This is a genomic window from Mesorhizobium zhangyense, assembly GCF_011045115.1.
Lineage (GTDB): Bacteria > Pseudomonadota > Alphaproteobacteria > Rhizobiales > Rhizobiaceae > Mesorhizobium_M > Mesorhizobium_M zhangyense.
In genome coordinates, this window is the sequence record NZ_JAAKZG010000003.1 from 524,082 (window position 1) to 542,242 (window position 18,161).

19 protein-coding genes are annotated in these 18,161 nt (G+C 62.6%); 8 read left to right on the forward strand and 11 right to left on the reverse strand.

The window, feature by feature from the left end; genetic code table 11:
* Positions 1 to 24: 24 nt before the first annotated feature.
* The 5 genes from G6N74_RS09370 to G6N74_RS09390 form a co-directional block, all read right to left on the reverse strand.
* Positions 25 to 834: a formylmethanofuran dehydrogenase subunit C gene (locus G6N74_RS09370; protein WP_165116563.1), complete on the reverse strand. Its 810-nt coding sequence runs from the start codon at positions 832 to 834 to the stop codon at positions 25 to 27.
* Positions 831 to 1,739 (reverse strand): formylmethanofuran--tetrahydromethanopterin N-formyltransferase, encoded by a 909-nt coding sequence (fhcD, locus tag G6N74_RS09375; protein ID WP_165116565.1) that lies wholly within the window; start codon positions 1,737 to 1,739, stop codon positions 831 to 833. The genes G6N74_RS09370 and fhcD overlap by 4 nt, the downstream gene beginning before the upstream one ends.
* Positions 1,727 to 3,358: a formylmethanofuran dehydrogenase subunit A gene (locus G6N74_RS09380; protein ID WP_165116567.1), complete on the reverse strand. Its 1,632-nt coding sequence runs from the start codon at positions 3,356 to 3,358 to the stop codon at positions 1,727 to 1,729. Before G6N74_RS09380 ends, fhcD begins: the two co-directional genes overlap by 13 nt.
* On the reverse strand, positions 3,352 to 4,431 hold the full coding sequence (locus G6N74_RS09385; protein WP_165116569.1) for a molybdopterin-binding domain-containing protein: 1,080 nt from the start codon (positions 4,429 to 4,431) through the stop codon (positions 3,352 to 3,354). Before G6N74_RS09385 ends, G6N74_RS09380 begins: the two co-directional genes overlap by 7 nt.
* Positions 4,432 to 4,531: 100 nt before the next feature.
* Entirely contained in the window at positions 4,532 to 4,924 is a 393-nt protein-coding gene (locus G6N74_RS09390; protein WP_165116571.1) for a 4a-hydroxytetrahydrobiopterin dehydratase, read from the reverse strand.
* A gap of 160 nt (positions 4,925 to 5,084) precedes the next feature.
* Here G6N74_RS09390 and G6N74_RS09395 point away from each other — a divergent pair, with 160 nt between their 5' ends.
* The 7 genes from G6N74_RS09395 to fae all read left to right on the forward strand — a co-directional run bounded on the left by G6N74_RS09395 (position 5,085) and on the right by fae (position 11,634).
* Positions 5,085 to 6,053 carry a beta-ribofuranosylaminobenzene 5'-phosphate synthase family protein gene (locus G6N74_RS09395; RefSeq protein ID WP_165116573.1) on the forward strand — a complete coding sequence of 323 codons (969 nt, stop codon included), beginning with the start codon at positions 5,085 to 5,087 and terminating at the stop codon, positions 6,051 to 6,053.
* Between the two features lie 41 nt (positions 6,054 to 6,094).
* Positions 6,095 to 6,991: an NAD(P)-dependent methylenetetrahydromethanopterin dehydrogenase gene (locus G6N74_RS09400; protein WP_165116575.1), complete on the forward strand. Its 897-nt coding sequence runs from the start codon at positions 6,095 to 6,097 to the stop codon at positions 6,989 to 6,991.
* A complete protein-coding gene (locus G6N74_RS09405) occupies positions 6,969 to 8,099 on the forward strand; it encodes an ATP-grasp domain-containing protein (protein WP_246245686.1) in 1,131 nt (376 codons plus the stop codon). The genes G6N74_RS09400 and G6N74_RS09405 overlap by 23 nt, the downstream gene beginning before the upstream one ends.
* The gene (gene mch / locus G6N74_RS09410) at positions 8,096 to 9,052 is read left to right on the forward strand and encodes a methenyltetrahydromethanopterin cyclohydrolase (RefSeq protein WP_165116579.1); all 957 of its coding nucleotides are present in this window, start codon (positions 8,096 to 8,098) and stop codon (positions 9,050 to 9,052) included. Before G6N74_RS09405 ends, mch begins: the two co-directional genes overlap by 4 nt.
* 101 nt (positions 9,053 to 9,153) lie before the next feature.
* Positions 9,154 to 10,110, forward strand: a complete 957-nt coding sequence (locus G6N74_RS09415; protein ID WP_165116581.1) for an ATP-grasp domain-containing protein — start codon at positions 9,154 to 9,156, stop codon at positions 10,108 to 10,110.
* Between the two features lie 4 nt (positions 10,111 to 10,114).
* The gene (locus tag G6N74_RS09420; RefSeq protein WP_165116583.1) at positions 10,115 to 10,957 is read left to right on the forward strand and encodes a triphosphoribosyl-dephospho-CoA synthase; all 843 of its coding nucleotides are present in this window, start codon (positions 10,115 to 10,117) and stop codon (positions 10,955 to 10,957) included.
* Positions 10,958 to 11,127: 170 nt separating this feature from the next.
* Positions 11,128 to 11,634 carry a formaldehyde-activating enzyme gene (gene fae, locus G6N74_RS09425; protein ID WP_165116585.1) on the forward strand — a complete coding sequence of 169 codons (507 nt, stop codon included), beginning with the start codon at positions 11,128 to 11,130 and terminating at the stop codon, positions 11,632 to 11,634.
* A gap of 175 nt (positions 11,635 to 11,809) precedes the next feature.
* On the opposite strand, the gene G6N74_RS09430 is transcribed toward fae, so the two are convergent.
* On the reverse strand, positions 11,810 to 12,517 hold the full coding sequence (locus G6N74_RS09430; protein ID WP_165116587.1) for a HisA/HisF-related TIM barrel protein: 708 nt from the start codon (positions 12,515 to 12,517) through the stop codon (positions 11,810 to 11,812).
* Between the two features lie 41 nt (positions 12,518 to 12,558).
* Between G6N74_RS09430 and G6N74_RS09435 the strand changes: the two genes are divergently transcribed.
* A complete protein-coding gene (locus G6N74_RS09435) occupies positions 12,559 to 13,608 on the forward strand; it encodes a hydantoinase/oxoprolinase family protein (protein ID WP_165116589.1) in 1,050 nt (349 codons plus the stop codon).
* Between the two features lie 7 nt (positions 13,609 to 13,615).
* On the opposite strand, the gene G6N74_RS09440 is transcribed toward G6N74_RS09435, so the two are convergent.
* From G6N74_RS09440 to G6N74_RS09460, 5 genes are read right to left on the reverse strand one after another with little or no spacing between them, the layout of a single operon-like run.
* The gene (locus tag G6N74_RS09440) at positions 13,616 to 14,218 is read right to left on the reverse strand and encodes a DUF447 domain-containing protein (protein ID WP_165116590.1); all 603 of its coding nucleotides are present in this window, start codon (positions 14,216 to 14,218) and stop codon (positions 13,616 to 13,618) included.
* A complete protein-coding gene (locus G6N74_RS09445; protein WP_165116592.1) occupies positions 14,218 to 15,615 on the reverse strand; it encodes a DUF6513 domain-containing protein in 1,398 nt (465 codons plus the stop codon). The genes G6N74_RS09440 and G6N74_RS09445 overlap by 1 nt, the downstream gene beginning before the upstream one ends.
* On the reverse strand, positions 15,608 to 16,159 hold the full coding sequence (locus G6N74_RS09450) for a flavoprotein (RefSeq protein WP_091913351.1): 552 nt from the start codon (positions 16,157 to 16,159) through the stop codon (positions 15,608 to 15,610). The genes G6N74_RS09445 and G6N74_RS09450 overlap by 8 nt, the downstream gene beginning before the upstream one ends.
* A 2-nt stretch (positions 16,160 to 16,161) precedes the next feature.
* The gene (locus G6N74_RS09455; protein ID WP_165116594.1) at positions 16,162 to 16,800 is read right to left on the reverse strand and encodes an amino acid kinase family protein; all 639 of its coding nucleotides are present in this window, start codon (positions 16,798 to 16,800) and stop codon (positions 16,162 to 16,164) included.
* The gene (locus G6N74_RS09460) at positions 16,797 to 17,987 is read right to left on the reverse strand and encodes a (5-formylfuran-3-yl)methyl phosphate synthase (RefSeq protein WP_165116596.1); all 1,191 of its coding nucleotides are present in this window, start codon (positions 17,985 to 17,987) and stop codon (positions 16,797 to 16,799) included. Before G6N74_RS09460 ends, G6N74_RS09455 begins: the two co-directional genes overlap by 4 nt.
* Between the last annotated feature and the right edge of the window lie 174 nt (positions 17,988 to 18,161).

Consider the following 18,161-nt stretch of genomic DNA (forward strand, 5'->3'; position numbering starts at 1 on the left):
TATCTCTGGTCTGAGGTCAGTGCTCTACCGCCGAAACAAAATCTCGCCCGTACCAAACACAGCATTATCCCCGCCGAACTTACCCGGCGCCTTACCGAGCAGCGGCCGCTTCAGAATGCCATCAGCCACCAGATAGCGATCCATCACCGCCGCAAAACTGCTGTCCGGCGCGCCGCATTCGACGAAACTCGGCGACAACTCCTGCGGCGCGCGATCAAGCAGGATCGAGCCGCGCCGCATGAGATAGCCGGGCAATCGCCCGACGCCGCCAGTCACCACCAGCGTCCCGGCGATCATCCGCCCCCCGGCATACTCGCCGCATCCCTTCAGCACCGCCGCAACGCCGCGCCGCATCCGGTCGCCGGCAAAAGCACCCGCACGTCCACGCACGATCATCACGCCGCCATTCATGCCGGCGAGTTCGCCAGCCAGCGGCCCGCCGAGATGATCGCCGGCATTGCCCATAATTTCAAGGCGCCCGCCGCGCATGCATGAGCCCGCGTGAGGACCGGCATTGCCTTCGATGGTAATGAGGCCAGCGCGCATCTGGCGACCCGCCTGCGCACCGACATCACCGACCACGCGGATCGTGCCATCGACAAGCCCGGTTCCGACACGATCGAACCGCTCGCTGCCACCCTCGAAAACGATGGTCTTCAAATCGCTGCCTGAAACCTTGAACAGATCGCTCACAGTCAAACCGCGCTTCGACATGCCGAGCCGGATCTTGCCGATCTCTCGCTTGTCGACACTGGCGAGCTTTTCCGGTGTCAGCGGCGAGAGATCGAGCCGCTCCGGCGGCGTTTCGCGAAGGGTGAAGGTCAGCGCTTTCACGGCAGCAAATCCTTCAGATGATAGTGGAACTTGCCGAGCTTGCCGCCATAATTGCCGGCGCTGATGCGCGATGCACCCTTGGCCGGCCCGAGCTTGGTTACCGCACCCAGTCCCGCCTTCATCGCGGCAGCCACTGCATCGCTGGTTTGCCCGTCGATGACGATCTCCAGCGCCGCGTTGATGTCAGGGCCGAGCTCGCTCTTCACCACGCCGCGCAGCGTTGGTGCGAAAGCGTCGTTGGTCGAGGCCGTCATGCCCTTGTATTTGCCGCCGACCTTGGAGCCGGAGCGCACGACGCCACCGGGAAACGGCATGATCGCACCCGGCACCTTCTCGATCGCCGCGACCGCTGCTTCCGCAGCCGCCAGCGCCTGGGCATTGCTTTCGGCAAGCAGCAGCAGATTGCCGCCGCCGACTGCTTCCTTGGTCAGGCCGGTCGTCGCCTCGCACAGGAACTCGCCATCCATCACCGGCACGCGCCAGTAATGCCTGCCGCCGAATTTCTTCGACACCTGCCAGCCATCGCCGAAATAGCGCAGCGCCGAGCCGAGCTTGAGATCGGCAGTGCCCTTCAGGTCGGCAAAGCAGGCGCTGCCCGGCGAGGTCAGCACGCATTGGCCGAGCCGGTTCTGCAACTGCTTCTGCAATTCGTCGGTGCTGACGGCGAAGATCATCACCCGGCAGCCGGGCCGGCCGTCGGGCGTCTGCGAGGCGGGAAGCTCGACGTCGATCGCCGCCTCGCAGCCGCAGCCGATAACCGATGTGGCAAAACCGGTCATCGAAATCGCCGCCTGCCGCGCCCATTTGCGGTTTGGCCCTGTGATGATGATGGCGGTCGCGCGCATGCCGAAGGCTTCCGCGAAAGTGTCGTCGATCGCCACACCGTTGACCATCAAGCGTTGCATGACACCTCGCCGAATGGTTCATCGCGCCGGATGGCGGAATCGGGAAAATCGAACCAGTCGAGCGACAGGCCGTAGCGCTCCTGATAGTATGCCTCCAGCCGCCGCACCATCGCCTTGTCCGGCGGCGGGTTGAGCCGCAGCGCCCTGCCCCAGCGATAGTTCTTGATCGCGCCATCTTCGACCACCACGTCGCCGTTCTTGATCACGAAGGCTGCCTCGCGGAACATCTGCGCAATATCCTTGCCCTTGCGATAGACCGCGACGTCGGCCAGCGCGCCGGCGCCGAGATGGCCGCGATCCTTCAAGCCGAGCAGCTTCGCGGGTGCTGCCCGCGTCATGATCGCGATTTCCTCGAAGGTGTATTCGCGGTCGATCGAGCCGAGCGTCGAAAGCGCCAGCGCCTTTTGCGAAAGGTTTGCTGCCGCCGCATTACGGGCATCGCGGCTCATCAGCAGCGCAAAGAGATCGGGATAGGCCGTGAATGGCGCGCCATTGGGATGGTCTGTGGTGAAGAACACCCGCCATGGATCGTTGATCAGGAGAAAAAGCTCCAGCCCGATCGCCCATTGCACCGAGCCGTAGAAATCGTCGCGATAGCGATAGGGCACGATGCCGCCGCCATTGCCGTCGCCATCGAAAATCACCGTCTTCTTCGGGCTGGCCGTGCCCCGCGAGGTGAACTGCCGCATCACGTCCGACGAGATCGTCACCGTCTGGCCGAACATCACCTGGCCGATGTCGATGGTCACCTCCGGCGTCGAATTGACCAATTCGGCAAGCCGCGCGCCTTCCGAGGAGAAGCGGCGCTTGCCTTCGGTTCCGTAGCCATAGAATTGCAGATGCGCCAAATGCAGCGGCACGCCCTCTGCGGCGGCAATCGTTGCGGCAGCGGTGTCCGCGGCCCCCGGCGCACCAAGGTTGTTGCAGTGGACATGCAGCGGGTGCGGAATGCCAAGCGTCGTCACCGCCGCCTGCAGCGTTTTCACGATCTTGCGCGAGCTGACCCCGTAGGACGGCACGACATCGTCCAGCGAGAAGGTGCGCACATTCTCCTTGAAGGCCGCCGCCGCCCCGGCATTGATGACCTTGACGCCCAGCGCCCGGCTCGAGCCGACCGTCCAGGCGACATAGTCCTCGATCATCTGCGAGGAAGCCTTGTCGCGGATCATCGACAGCAGGAAATCGTCATTGCCGAGGATCGCCAGCGTCGCCTTGTCGATGATCGGGATATCGGCAAGCTCGAGATGCGTGTGCAGCGCGCTGCCGGGCGACATGGCCGGCTCGACGACGGTCGTAAAACCCATCTTGGCGTAGAGGCAGCCTGTCTGGAAGGTCGACCACCCGGCATTGGAAAGCGGCGTTTCCGCCGGTCGCTGCGCGTGCGCCGCGTGGTGCTCCGGCAGAAGCAAACGCGCCGTGTTCACATTGCCGCCGCCGATATGCGAGTGGATGTCGATGGCGCCAGCCATGACGACGCAGCCGGTGGCATCGATGGTCCGGTCGGCACGCCTGCCGGCTGGGGCCTCGACAATCGCTTCATCTTCGATCCACAGGTCGCCCTTGCCGAGCCGTCCGTTGACGGGATCGACGATCTCGCCGCCCTTTATCCGCGTCAGCATGGCAGCGCCTTTCCGTCAGGCAGGTGTTCGGCAATCAGCCGCAGGACCGAGGCAGCATCCGGCAGATCAGTCGCGGCCTGCGCCTTGACGGCGGCCAGCGTGCCGATCCGGCTCGACCAGGCGACGGCATCGCGGTCGACGCCCGGTTCGCCGATGGAAATAGTGACCGCCGCACCGGCCACAGGCTTTTTGCCCTTGGTCAGCGCGATCGTTGAAACGCCTTTCGCGACCGATACTGAAGTCTTCGCCGATACCCATAAATGAAGGTCGGCCTCGCCCGCCGCGAGCATCCGCGCAACGTCGAAGCGCCACGAGTCGAGCTCGGGCATCCCGCGCCCAAAACCGGTGCGCATCGGAAAGCCGGTCATCCAGGTCGAGGCGAGCGTGCTGCCCCAGCCGCTTTCGCTCGCCGGCAAATGGAGTGCCGAGGCGCGTGATTTGCGGTTGATATCGGCGATCAGCCCCTGCAGCATTTCCAGTCCGGGCAGGTCGAGCGACTGGCCGCAGAACAGGAAGACGGGGAACTTCGCCTCAGCCAGCGCCTTTGCGAAACGCTCGAAATTCGACACCGGCTCGGCCACCGCACGCCCGGCGCATTGTGCCCGAACTGCCGCCAGCGTGCCGCCGACGTCCGAACCCGTCACGGCAAGCCGTGTCGGCTTAACCTTGCTGAGATACGCAGCCCTGGTTTCGGCGCCGATCAGGAAAAACTGTCGCGAGGCACCACCGCCAAGATCGGGAATCGTGCTTGCAAGTTTCCCGACGAACTCATGGTGATGTGCAGGCAAACTGCCTGCAATGACGACGACATCGGCCCGCCGCCTCGTCTCGCCGGGTGCGATGAACATACCGCCTCTATCGGTGAACAGCGCTGTCTCCCGTGCCAGCGCCTCGCCGCCGATATGGTCATAGGCCGCACCGACGCGCTCGGCGAGCGCGATCGCCGCGCGCGTGCCATGCACATCCGTATCGAAACTGAAAACCGGGCTGAGACTGGACACCAAAAGCCCGGCGGCATGTTTTGCCGCCTGCGCTACAGGCACATCCCGGTCGCCGATCCACGCAACCGCCATGCTATGCTTTTACTTTCTGGTGCCGATCAGACTGTAGCCAAAAATAATTCGAGCGCAAACCCCACTCGAGACAACCGGGTGCGGACGTTTTGCCGCGCCGTCAATCGTATTTGACGTAAGCGAAGCGCTGGTCGGTGGCCGGCGTGCCTTCCAGCGCCCCGCCTTCCTTGGCCGGCTGCCACTGCACGACATCCTCGATCTTCCTGGCGAGTTCGAAATCCTTGTCGGTGATGCCCTTTGCCGCATGGTTCATCAGCTTCACCTCGACAAAGGCGTAAGATGCGGCGATATCGGGATGATGCCACGCCGCCTCGGCCAGATGGCCGACCGTGTTGATCACCATCAGCGTCGATTTCCAGCTGTGCGTCTTGTACTTTCGCCTGATCCAGCCGTTTTCGTAGCGCCAGTTCGGCAGGTCTTTCTTCAGCCGTTCGGTAACTTCGGCTTCGGAGTAAACCCGTTCTTTCGCAGCTTTTGTGTCATCGTCGCTCATTGCCGTCTCCGCCTGTTGCACAGAACGCCGTTGCTTCTGCATGCACGGAAAGAGCAGAGATATCCTCTTCCCCCGCTTGCTCCATCGATGAAAGCAGTTATCATGATGTCGGGCACCTAAACTTCTGTGATGCATGTATGATGCACCCACATGGGGGCAGATGTCTAATTCCGTAACGATAAAGGTGCCGGCGCGACTGCATCTCGGATTCCTCGATCTGAGTGGCGAAGCCGTACGGCGGTTCGGCAGCCTTGGGCTGCCCCTGAGCGAGCCGGAAATGGTGCTGACGCTTTCGCGCGCCGCCGAGACAGTCGTAGAGGGGCCGGACAGTGCTCGCGCCGCCGAGCATCTTGCGACACTCTCCAAGCATCTCGGCATACGCTCGCACCATCGGCTTTCGATCGAGCAGGCCATACCGCGCCATGCCGGCCTCGGCTCCGGCACCCAGATCGCCATCGCCGTGGCAGCGGCCTTGCGCACGCTGCACCGGCTGCCGCTGGAAACCGGAACCGACGCAATCCTTCTCGGCCGCGGCGAGCGTTCCGGCATCGGCATCGCCAGCTTTGAAAGCGGCGGCCTGATCATCGACGCCGGCAAGGATGACAGCGGCAAGCAGCCGCCGGTGATCGCCCGCCTGCCCTTCCCGGAAGACTGGCGCGTCCTGCTCATCCTCGATTCGCACCAGAACGGCATTCACGGTTCGGAAGAACTCGAGGCCTTTCGCGCGCTGCCCCCCTTCCCCACAACAAGCGCCGGCGAGATCTGCCGTCATGTGCTGATGGGCGTCATGCCGGCGATGATCGAGCACAATCTCGCAGCCTTCGGCACCGCCATAACCGCGATCCAATCCACCATCGGCGCTTATTTCGCGCCGGCCCAAGGCGGGGTTTTTACCAGCAAAAGGGTGGAAGTCGTCGCGAACAGGCTGGCGGAAGCCGGCGCCGTTGGCATCGGGCAGAGTTCGTGGGGGCCGACGGGTTTTGCCTTTGCCCCCTCGCAGGACGCCGCCGAAGCGATGGTCCGTGCCGCTGCCGGAACAGCCGAAACCGGCATGGAGATAAAGATTGTGCGCGGCCGCAATTCGGGCGCGGAGATCGCGCCGTCAGAACTCGACCTCGTTGGAAGCTGAGACGTCGAAGGGCACCACCCGAAACGTCGGAAAGACCACACATGGCCACCAAACACATTCTGCACATGCTCACGCCGCTCCGGCAGATGAGCCCCTTCGACGTCAACATGGCGGTGGATGCCGGCTTCGACGCGGTGGTGCCCTACACCGGCGTCACGCTCGCCGAAGTCACCGGCCTCGTTCAGGACGCCATCTTCTCGCGCCCGCCGGATGCGGGTGCCAATACCGGCATCTTCATTGCCGGCAAGGATGTCTCGCTGGCACTCGACATGTTCGACGCGGCAAAGCAGGCCATGGTGCCGCCCTTCGTGGTTTCGGTGTTCGCAGACCCGGCCGGTTCCTTCACCACGGCAGCCGCCATGGTCGCCAAGGTCGAGAAGGCGCTGGACAAGAAGTTTGACCGCAAGCTGAAGGACACGCGCATATCTGTTTTCGGCGCCACCGGTGTCGTCGGTTTCTGCACCGCCGTCATCGCTGCCAAGGAAGGTGCGCACGTCACGGTGGTCGGTCATGACGGGCTGGAGCGTGTCGGCAAGATCGCGGCGGAAATCAAGAGCCGGTTCGGCGTCGAGGTCCATGCCGAAGACGGCTCGTCCGAAGCCAGGAAGACGGCGATCCTGGAAGCCAGCGAGGTCGTGCTCGCCGCCGCCAAGGCCGGTGTTCAGGTTCTCTCGAAGTCACAGTTGAACGGGGCCGCAAAGCTGTTGCTGGCAGCCGATGTCAACGCCGTGCCGCCAGCCGGCATCGAAGGCCTTGCCGTCAACGCCAACAGCGATCCGATCGATGGCGCGAGCGCACTCGGCATCGGCGCGCTCGCCATCGGCAATGTCAAATACAAGACCGAGTTCGGTTTGTTTCAGAAGATGATCGATGCCAAGAAGCCGGTCACATTCGATTTTCAGGACGCATTTTCCCTTGCCCGCGAGATCGCAAAATAACTCCAAGGCCGTGGTCATCGCGGCAATTTCCGGCCGTGCGCTTGCAACGGCAGCACGGCGCGCCGGCTATCGCGCGCTGGTCGCCGACATGTTCTGCGATGCCGACACGATGGAACTGGCGGACCGCGCGATCAGGCTGCCGGGCAACCTGCACAGCGGCATCGACGGCACGCGCATGATCGATACGCTCACGGAACTCACGGAAGGCGAAGAGCCCCTCGCCATCGTTTGCGGCTCGGGCTTCGAGCGCCTGCCCGGCACGCTCGACAGGATCGCCAGGAATTTCCCGCTTGCCGGCAACAGCGGCGATGCTGTTCGCCGGGTAAAAGACCCTGAGACTTTCGCCGCCGATTGCGCCGCACTCGGCATTCCGCACCCGGAATTGCGGCGCGAGCCACCGGCCGATCCCGAGAATTGGCTGGTCAAGACCGCAGGCGCCGCCGGTGGAACGCATATTCACCGGGCCACTGGCGATGCGACGAAAGCCGGCCGCTATTTCCAGCGCTTCATTCCAGGCAAGAGCATCTCGGCGCTGTTTGTCGGCGACGGAAGCTCCGCGCGTATCGTCGGCTTCAGCCGCCAGTTTCTGTCACCAACCGCCAGCGCTCCCTACCGCTACGGCGGCGCGGTGCGGCTGCGCCGCTTCGACCGGAAGGATGCGGCAATGATTGGCAGCTGGCTGAATGCCCTCACCGCTCGAGCCGGCCTTGTCGGCCTGTGCAGCGCCGATTTCATTCGCAACGAGAACGGCTATCACCTGCTCGAAATCAATCCGCGCCCGGGCGCCACGCTGGACATCTTCGACACCGATGAGGCACCGCTGATGGAAGCTCATCTGCGCGCCTCGCGCGGCGAATCCCATCGCCTGCCTGGCTTTTCCGATTGCATGGCGTCGATGATCGCCTATGCCGAGAAACCGATCCCAAGTTTTCCGCAGATGGCGTGGCCCGAATGGGTGGCGGACCGCCAGTCAGCCGGGTCCCGCCTCGATGCCGGCGATCCGGTCTGCACCATCTTCGCAAACGGCCCCAGCGCACATGTCGCCCAACATGCCCTGAACCGCCGCGTGCGGGAATTGCAACGCCAATGGGCAGGAGACCCGTCATGAAGGACGGTTCCGCATATCTCAATGACAATGCGCAACGCATCGTTCAGGACATAATCCGCGATGCTGAACGCTTGCGTGTTTCCGTTTCGAAAGGCCCGCTCGGCGAATGCCTGATCGACGCCGGCGCGAAGGCGCAAGGCAGTGTCGAAGCAGGTCTACGCATGGCCGAGGCTGCCATGGGCGGGCTCGGTGTCATCGCCACCAATCTGGACCAGGGTTCGGACAGTTGGCCGCTCCATGTCGAAGTCCGCTCCTCGCAACCCGTCCTGGCCTGCCTCGCCAGCCAGTATGCCGGCTGGAATCTTTCCAACGGCGACTATTTCGCCATGGGTTCCGGCCCCGTTCGCGCGCTGGCACGGGTCGAGCCGTTGTTCTCCACGCTAAGCTATCGTGAGACGGCCAATGCTTCAGTGATCATTTTGGAAACAGCAAAACCGCCACCCGAAGCGGTGGTCGAAAAAGTGGCGAAGGCAACAAGCCTCGCCCCCGAAAAACTGACATTCATCTACGCGCCGACCCAGAGCATTGCCGGTGCCGTGCAGATCGTCAGCCGCGTGCTTGAGGTTGCCTTGCACAAGGCCAACGATCTCAAATTCCCGCTCGACAATATCGTCGACGGGATCGCCACCGCTCCCATTCCGGCGCCCCATCCGGATTTTCTCACGGCGATGGGCCGCACCAACGACGCGATAATATATGGTGGCGTAGCGCAGCTTTTCGTGCGCGGAACGGCGAAGGATGCGCAAGCACTTGCCGAGAAACTGCCGAGCAGCGCTTCGCGGGACCATGGCCGTCCCTTCGCCGACATCTTCAAGCATTTCAAAGGCGATTTTTATGCCATCGACCCGCTGCTGTTCAGCCCGGCGCAGGTACTGGTGACGGCGATCGAGACAGGCGACACGTTCCGAACCGGCGGCCGCGATCTCGGAATGCTGGAAAAAAGCCTTGGCTGACGCATGATGCCCTGTCGAAAGCCGGCGCGAAAAGTTGCAGACTGCGGCAACGAAGATCACGCGTCGAAACAACCACTTGGCGCCGGCAAGGGAATCATCGCGTGAAGGCCAGAATACTCGTCGTCAACGACAATGCCGGGCCGCAATCGAAACGGCTCCTCTCTGCCTTGCGTGAAAGAGGCTTTGACGTGACCACGGCCTCGCTGTCCGCCATCGCTTTCGACACGACGAGCCGCAGTGGCCTCGATATTCCCGGCTTCGACGCGGGCACGTTGCCCGATGCTGTCATCGTCCGCTCGATTTCGGCCGGGTCTTTCGAGGCGATCACACGCCGCCTCGGCATATTGCACGCGCTCGGCAAGCTTGGCGTTCCCGTCTGGAATTCGGCGCAGGCGATAGAGCGTTGCGTCGACAAATCGATGACAACCTTCTTGCTGAAGAACGCCGGCGTTCCGACACCAACGACCTTCGCCATTGAGGGACTGGAAGCCGCAACCGCGATCGCGGCGCGTGAATTGCCCCAGACACCGCTGGTGCTCAAGCCGCTGTTCGGGGCACAGGGCCGGGGCATAAGGCTGATACGCGAACTGTTGGACCTTCCCACCGAGGAGGAGATCCACGGCGTCTATTATCTCCAGCATTACGTGCCGCGAGCCGGCCCACCGTTTCGCGATTACCGTGTCTTCGTCTGCGCCGGCAAGGTACTGGCGATGATGGCGCGGCGCGGCGATGACTGGATCACCAACGTCAATCGCGGTGCGGCACCCGAAGCGATCTCAGGCAGGATCGAGACTGAACTCGCAAAACTGGCGCTTGCCGCGGCTGTCGCAGTCAGCGCTGACTTTGCCGGTGTCGATATCGTGCCAGCTTCGGACGGAAATCTCTTCGTGCTCGAAGTCAACAGCATGCCGGCCTGGTCGGGCTTGCAGTCGGTCGTGGCCGTCAACATCGCGGAGGCAATCGCGGGAGAACTGCTCGCCTTCCTCGACACGCGTGCTCAGACGCGTCCGCCGCTCCGGCTGGTAGAGCCATTCCCGATGGCCGTCGCGAAGTCGTAAGCCGATGCTTACCCACAGCGACATTCGTACAGCCTATGAAGATGCCTGCCGGCAGGAAATCGAAGCTTTCAAGCCCGGCAACGTCCACGTCTTCGCCGAGGGTCATGACATGACTGTTGGTCAATTCCTGACCAGCGCGAACGTCTCGTCCGAGCCGCTCACCGACCCGAAGCTATCGCTCGGAACACGCATCTTCGAGGCGGTGCGAGCCACGCGCAACGCGGTCGGCACCAACACCAATCTCGGCATCATCCTGCTGTGCGCGCCTCTCATGCTTGCAGCCGAAACGAACACTGGCGATCTGCGCAGCAATCTCGACGAAGCCCTGCGGGCCATGGATCTGGAAGACACCGCCGCAGTGTTCGAGGCGATCGTACTCGCCTCCCCCGGCGGGCTCGGATCGTCGTCGCAGCACGATGTCCGCGAAAAACCGACCGTGCATCTGCTTGAAGCCATGCGCGAGGCCTCGGCGCGCGACAGCATCGCCCGGCAATATGTAACGAGTTACCAGGATATTTTCGAAAGAGGGTTGCCGGCGCTGGAAGCCGCAACGGCCCGCGGCGAAAGCGCCATGTGGCCGACCGTGTTTGCTTACATGGAGTTCCTGAGCACTTTTCCGGATAGCCACGTGCTGCGAAAACATGGCGCGGAAATCGCCGAGGAAGTACGTCAGGAAGCTGCCATCGTGCGCGCCACAATCGGCCGCAATGGCGACCGGGAGGACCGTATTCGCATCCTCGCCGCATTCGATGGACGCCTCAAGCAGCGCGGCATCAACCCCGGCACGTCGGCCGATCTGACGGTAGCTTGTCTTTTAGTCCACAATCTCCGGCTTCGCCTTGCATAATCGAAACGTTGATGGTTGAATTTCCTTCGCGGAAGCAACGCTTTCGCGGCTATCTAGCCAACCGGTCCGGATTTCCCCGGGCGCTGCCAACAAGGATAGCTGTCCATCGAGCGCCCGCTCGGTCGCGGCATCTGTGGACACCATAATTGTGTCTTGGAGGAGAAATTGGCATGGCAAAAATTTCTAAAGTTATGGTCGGTGAATCGCTTGTCGGAGACGGCAACGAAGTTGCCCACATCGATCTTCTGATCGGCCCGAGAGGGAGTGCGGTCGAGACCGCGTTCTGCAACGCGCTCACCAACAACAAGGACGGCTTCACCTCGCTTCTCGCGGTGATCGCGCCCAATCTTCAGTGCAAGCCCAACACCGTGATGTTCAACAAGGTCACGATCAAGGGCGCCAAGCAGGCAGTGCAGATGTTCGGCCCGGCGCAGTTCGCCGTCGCCAAGGCCGTGCAGGACAGCGTTGCCGAAGGCATCATTCCCGCCGCCGAAGCCGATGACATTTTCATCTGCGTCGGCGTGTTCATCCATTGGGAAGCCAATGATGACGCCAAGATCCAGGAATACAACTACAAGGCAACCAAGGAAGCCATTCAGCGCGCTATCGCAGGCACGCCGACAGCCGCCGAAGCCACTGCCCAGCGGGACAAGGTCAAGCATCCGTTCGGCGCTTAGACAAGAGACAGCCCCGCACAGGTAAAACCCTCTGCAGAGCCGGATGGTCTGTTGCGCCGGCTGAAAAAGCTCTTGGGATTTTGATCTCCCATCCGAAGGATTGTTTCGATCCTTCGGATGACTGCTTATGCGACCAGCCTGCAAGCCTGCGGGATGAAGTTTGTTTGGGCTGAAGTCAGGACGATTTGTCAGCCAGCGCTTCGAGCTGGGCCGGCGTCAGCGTGCCGTCGTGAAGCGACGTCGCGACCAAAGCGGCGGCGATACAGAGCGAGGACAGTTCAAGCAAATCCGCCTCATTGCGCACGCCACCGGCGGCAATCACCATACGGTTTCCAGCCTTCGCCTTGATCTCTGTGAGCCGAGCGAAATCGGGACCGGCGGCAGAACCGACCTTGGCCAGTGTCATGACGATCACCCTTTGTGGCCAGATGTCCGGATTCTCGAGCAAGGCTTTGGGCCCGCGAAACCCGTCAGCGAAAAAATCGAGCGATAATATGAGATCGGGATGGCTCAAAAAGCGCTTAAGCAACGTGTCATCGGCCTGCGACTCCGATCCTAGCACAGGAGAAAGCGACGGCGTGCCGAGAGCGCTGGCGAACGCCTTCTCATCTGCGAGCCCGGCGTCTACCCACAGTTCGGGCGGCGGCGATATTCCTCTCAGCCGGGACAGCGCATCCTCATTCGGTGCGCGGCCTTCGATGGCGTCTAGATCGGCGATGTAGAAGGTCGAAAACGGATGCAAACCCCGCAAACCCTCGGCCACAGCCACCACATCGGCACTGGTGCTGAGCGGTGTGACGATCGGCCTGTAGCGGTCCCGCCTGCCCTGTTCGGCGCGGACGACTTGCCCGCCTTTCAGGTCGAGAACGGGGATGATACGCATGCGGCAAATTCCAGTTGAATCAATCCATGAAAGCCTGAAGCGTGACAAAAGAAAAGAACATCACTGTCGGCTGCGACATCGGCGGCGCGCATCTGAAAGTCGCGCGCGCGCAAGACGGCCGCATTGTCGAGGCGCTGACGCTGGCGACACCGATCTGGCTCGGCCTCGATCGCCTCACCACGGCAATCCGCGAGGCGTTGCCGCTCTTTTCGGGAAGCAGCCTCAACGCCTTCACCATGACCGGCGAACTCTCCGACATCTTCCCGTCGCGCGAGGCCGGCATTGCAACGCTGCTCCAGATGATCTCCGAACATTTCCCCGGCGAAGCACATATCTACGCCGGCCGCTCCGGCTTCGTTAGCCCTGACCGCGCAGTAGCGCTTGCCATGGACGTCGCTTCGGCCAACTGGCATGCGAGCGCTGCCCTCGTAGCAAAGCTCACCGGCGATGCACTGTTCGTCGACATGGGCTCGACCACCACCGACATCATCGTCACGCAAGGTGGTGTCGTTGCCAATGACGGTTACACCGATGCGGAAAGGCTGCTCGCCGGCGAACTGGTCTATACGGGCTTCACCCGCAGCGCCCTGATCGGCGTGGCTTCCAGCGCCCCGGTGCGCGGCCGGATGACGCCGCTGATGAACGAATATTTCGCATCCATCGCCGATGCGCATCGCATTCTCGGCGTGCTCGATGAAGCCGATGACAAGCAGTCTGCCGCCGATGGCCAGGCAAAGACGGTGGACGGTTCAATCGCGCGCATTGCCCGGATGGTCGGGCGCGATACGTCCGACCTGACCGCGCCGGAATGGCGCGAACTCGCTGGCTGGTTCAGTGAACAGCAGCTTCGCACGGTTCACGACGCTGCTTTTCGAGTGGCGGGAAAGCTCGCGGCCAAGCCAGACGCACCGCTGGTCGGCGCCGGTATTGGACGCCGGCAGTTGAAGCGGCTGGCAGATCGCCTGCAGCGCCGCTTCATCGATTTCGCCGATCTGATCCCAGCGACAGAGGAAAGCCGCAGCGAGGCAAGCAGCGCAGCACCCGCCGCAGCGCTTGCTATTCTGGCCTGCGATTTGCCGAGGAAGGGCTGATCGCCGCTTATACGGCCGATTTTACCTGCACATCCTCGCCCTTGGCATCGGTATCGGCGAAATGGCTGGCCACGCGCTCCATCAGCCAGCCCCAGGCTTCCCTTTCCTCGGGGCCGGCAGTCTTGTCGATGGAGATCGTCAGATAGGCGATTTCGGCCTCGATCTTGTCACGCGGCAACATGCCGAGGCGGCTGACCAGGATCGCCAATTCCAGCACCGCCGCCTTTGCGCGGTTGAAACCGGTGAACGGCGCGTGGGTTTCTTCCGAGGCGACGCGGCAGAAATGGCGCGGGCGCAGACCGTCGTCATCGACGCGAACGACTTCGAGCACCGAATGCGCCAGCGCGGCTTTGAGGCGCGGAACGGCATAGCCTTTCACGACAACCGTCGGCCAGTCCTTCCGGCCAGTCAGGCAACCGGCGAAGATGCGGGCATCGTCCGTGTAGTTGGCGATGGCAAAGGGGACCTGCGCCAGATTGTCGAGCGTGGTCGAAGGCCGAAACGGCGCGATGATCCAGCCGTCTTTCTCTGCGATGATACCGATAGGCGCAATGTGGACATTGCCGCTTTTGTCGGCCGTGGTGATGATCGTCTCGCGAATGTAAGGCATCACGAACCCTCTTTCTTCGCCCGCAGCGTGTGGCCCGCCTCGGCAAGGCGGGTGCGATCGGTTTCCGGCGCGGGAGCTGCCACGCCCCAGGCCAGCGGTTCGTCCTGCGCATAGCGCTTGCCAAGGCGCCAGGCGATTTCAGCCTTCATCAGTTCGGCGCCGAGATAAAACGCATGAGCGCCGTCCTTCTCAACGCCCAGACCGGAAAACAGTTCAAAAGCATCGGTGGCGACCGCATGGCCCTTGTTGTTGAAGATATGGATGCCGTCCTGCGCCGTCATGATGCGGAAATTGGCGTCGCGCACCGAACCGGCAAGGGCCTCTATGTCCTCGATGGTCGCCGCATAGGGTTTGCGGTCGTGCACCTGCAGCAGGCCGGCATGATAGCTTCGCGGCAGCGCGCCATCGTTGCGCGCGGCAAACAGAATGCGGCGGGCGACGTCGTGTTCCTCCACTGTCCGCACCGTATGCGGGCTGACATGGACAGTCAGCACATTGCGCACCGAAAGCTCCGAACACAGTCCAGCAAGCAGCGCCGTCACGCCCGAGCTGTCGGCGTCGGTCAGTTCGGTGAGATTGCCGGTGCCCATCAGCAACTCGATTTCCGGCCAGCGCCGGCGTGTTTCGATGAACCGGCCGATGGACTGAGCAAAACCGAAATGGATCGGATCGAGCACAGGATCGGCAATGAAAGCAATTCCCGCTTTCTGCGCAGCCTCGATGGCGCGCCCGAGCGAATCCAGGTCGCCAGGCACTGAGGGGATCAGCACCGGCGTCACAGGAAAATCGAGCACCAGCGGCAGGGTGTGCTCGGTGAGGCTGAGCAGGTAATCCGCCCCAGCCTGCGCACCGATTTTCAGCTCATCGAGGCTGGCCGAGTCGACGCTAACCGCAAACCCTTCGGCCTTCAGCGCGCGCACCGCCTCGCCCAGCAACGGAAAGGGCGTTTCAGGGAGGCAGCCAATGTCGATGACATCCGCGCCCGCCGTTCGAAGGACATTTGCGCGCGCCAGCAACCCGGCAACCGACAGCATCGGCGCATCGACGATCTCGGCAAAGATGCGCATGTCGTGGCGCGACAGGTCAGGCGGTTCGCCGGCGCGCCCGAGAAAGGCCGGCAGGTCGGCGATTTCATCGGGACCGCGCAGGAACGGCACGTTGAAATGCGCCGACAGACGTTCAAGCTCACCGCGATAGCGCCCCGGTAGAATGACGCGTCCGGCGCCTTCGGGCAGTGTCAGCCGCCGCTTGATGATTTCCTCGGTCATCAGGGCGGCGACCTTCACCCCGATATCGACGATCTCCCACTCGAATTCCGTATCGCCCAGACCGGCCAGCAGCTTTTCCAGCCGCGATCGCGCGAGATGGCCGGTGAGGAAAACGAGCCGCTCAGCCATGGCGTTCGAGTTCGGCCCGGCGCGCGGCCACCGCCGCCTGAAGATCGGCCAGCGACTCCACCACCTTGGTGCGTTCGAAGCTTTTCAGCCGCTCGGTATGTTCGAGATCGACCGGCCGCGGATAGACCTTGACCATGCCATCCGGCGCCATCGTTTCAAGCTCCGGTGCGGTATCGCAGGCAAAGACGATCGCCGGCACACGGCACTTTCCGGCCTGCGCAAAGACGTTGGTGGCGATGGTGTCGGAAATGCCGAGCACGCATTTGGCAACGGTGTTGGAGGTGGCCGGCGCGATCACCACGGTGTGGTAGACGCCGTGATAGAAGCCGCCGACCGGCACGGAGCTCGACGTCTTGTCGTGCAGAACGCGCATCGTGTCGGGGAAATCGAGCTTCAGCTTGTACATGCGCAGCACTTCGTTGGCCGCCTTGGTGACGAAGATATCGCAATGCTCCAACTCGTGGATCAGCGCAAAACTCTCGGTGAAGAAATGGCCGGAACCGGTCAGCACCCAGGCCCAGCGCGGCGTATGCAGCTTGGCCATGGCTATGCGGCTCCCCTGGCCAAGGATCTTTCAGCGCCAATCCTCACACCGGGCATCGCGCCTGCAGCAAAACGCTCCCTGGCGGCTGCTAGTGCATCAGGCCCGCCGACGAAAAAATCCGTTCCCAGTTTCAGCATCGCCGGCAGCAAGGGATCGACGATGCCGTTGGCAACCAGATTCAAAAGCTGAGAATTCTCATCGAAGGCATTGGTTTGCTTGATCAACAGCAGCGCCTCCGCACCCATTTTTCCGGCAAGCCATGCCGCGAGCGAATCCGAAGTCATGTCCCAGGATTGCGGAATCTCGGTCGCCGAAAAGCATACCTGCGAAGGCAACCAGACCGGAATTTCCCTCCGCTCCAGCGCCGCATCTATTTCTTCGAAGGTACGTGTCGGCACCAGCCGGTCGTGCATCTCGACGATCGCCAGCCCCATCTGGTCCATGGCAAGGATCGCCATGAAATGGGCGGCCTGGTCGGAAAAACGCATCTGCTTCTGCGCGTCGCGAACCTGATCGGCAAACGGTCCGCCGCCCGGCACGACGACCAACGGTAAGTCCGCTATTGCCAGGGCAAAAATCCATTCCCGCATTTCGGCATGATAGGCCGTGCTGCCGCCAAGCTTGACGACAGTGCGCTTCATGAAGAGGCGCCCTTCTTGTCCCGCCCGTGCAAGCCGCCGCCATGGGAAGGAGCCGGCGGGTGCAATGACGATGTCTGTTCCTTGGCGCGCTTGCGCTCGATCTCGACACCGACGCCGCCGGGTCCGAGTTCCAGCTTCTCAACCCGCACGACGACGCGCATCACGCGCGGGTCTTCGAGCACCAGCGCCGCGACCTGCTCGGCCAGCGCCTCGCTCAACTGCACATGGCCGCGCGCGACGATGGTGCGGATGCCGTCCATGATGATGTCGTAGGAAAAGACGTGGCGCATGTCTTCCGGCGCATTGGTCACCCGCAGCACGTCGGCAGTCACGTTGAAGCACACCTTCTGCGTATGCCCGTGCTCGAAGCTGTAAGCGCCGATCTGCACCGGCACGACGAAATCGCGCACGAATATCTTGTCGGTTCCAAGCGTCGGATCGGCCGCACCCGGCGAATAGCCGCGCGCCGCCAGCAGACGATAGTCGACGCTCGACGCGTTGCCGGCCGGCCGTTCCTCGGGAATGAGTTCGCGTATCTGCCTCACGGCCTCGATATCGATGGACGCTGTACGCTGCGACTGATCGCAGAGCGCGCCGCGAAAGCCGAGGAAATCCGGTCCGGAAGGCAGCAGGCGGGGGATGTCGGGCGTTTCCAGCGACCCTGCCAGCCCGTTGATCAAACCCGCTTCCCTGCAGCGATTGACGAAGCCCGGAATACGTTCCGGCGGCATGTGGTCGAGCAATCGTCCGCCCGCCTTGTCGGCCGTATCGATCATCGCGCCGTGAAAACCGTTCTTCGCCAGCACCGGCAAAAGGTCCAGATCCAGCTTGAGATCGGCAAACAAGACCGCGATCAGTTTCGTCCGCTTGGCCAGCGGTGCCAGCGCCTCTGCGCAAGCCGCAGCATCGCCGGATGGGAAGAAGCCGATCTTGACATAATCGACGCCGGCGTCTGCGATTTCCTCGGCCTTGGCGCGGATCGTTTCCGGCACCATCGGCAGGTCGCCGCACACCGCGCTGACGGGCCGTCGCCCCGCAACGGTCGCAACGGTCTGGCGGACGATCTCGATGGTGACCGCCCCTAGCGCTCCGGCCTTTGGATCCTTCAGGTCGATGATATCGGCACCGCCCGTGAGGGCGATCTCCGCCTCGTCGACCCCGTTTACGCTCGCCAGCATTTTTGTCATTTGGTCAGGTCCTCAAGGCGCGAAACCGGCATGTCACGATAGCGATAATCCATGCAGGGCACGAGCCGCAAATCGCCGCTTCTTGTTCTATTGGCCACCTTGCCAAAACCGGAGATTGGGCAAACATCGAAAGCTGCCCGAAAAAGTAGACTTACGGGGTTTGATAAATTTTTC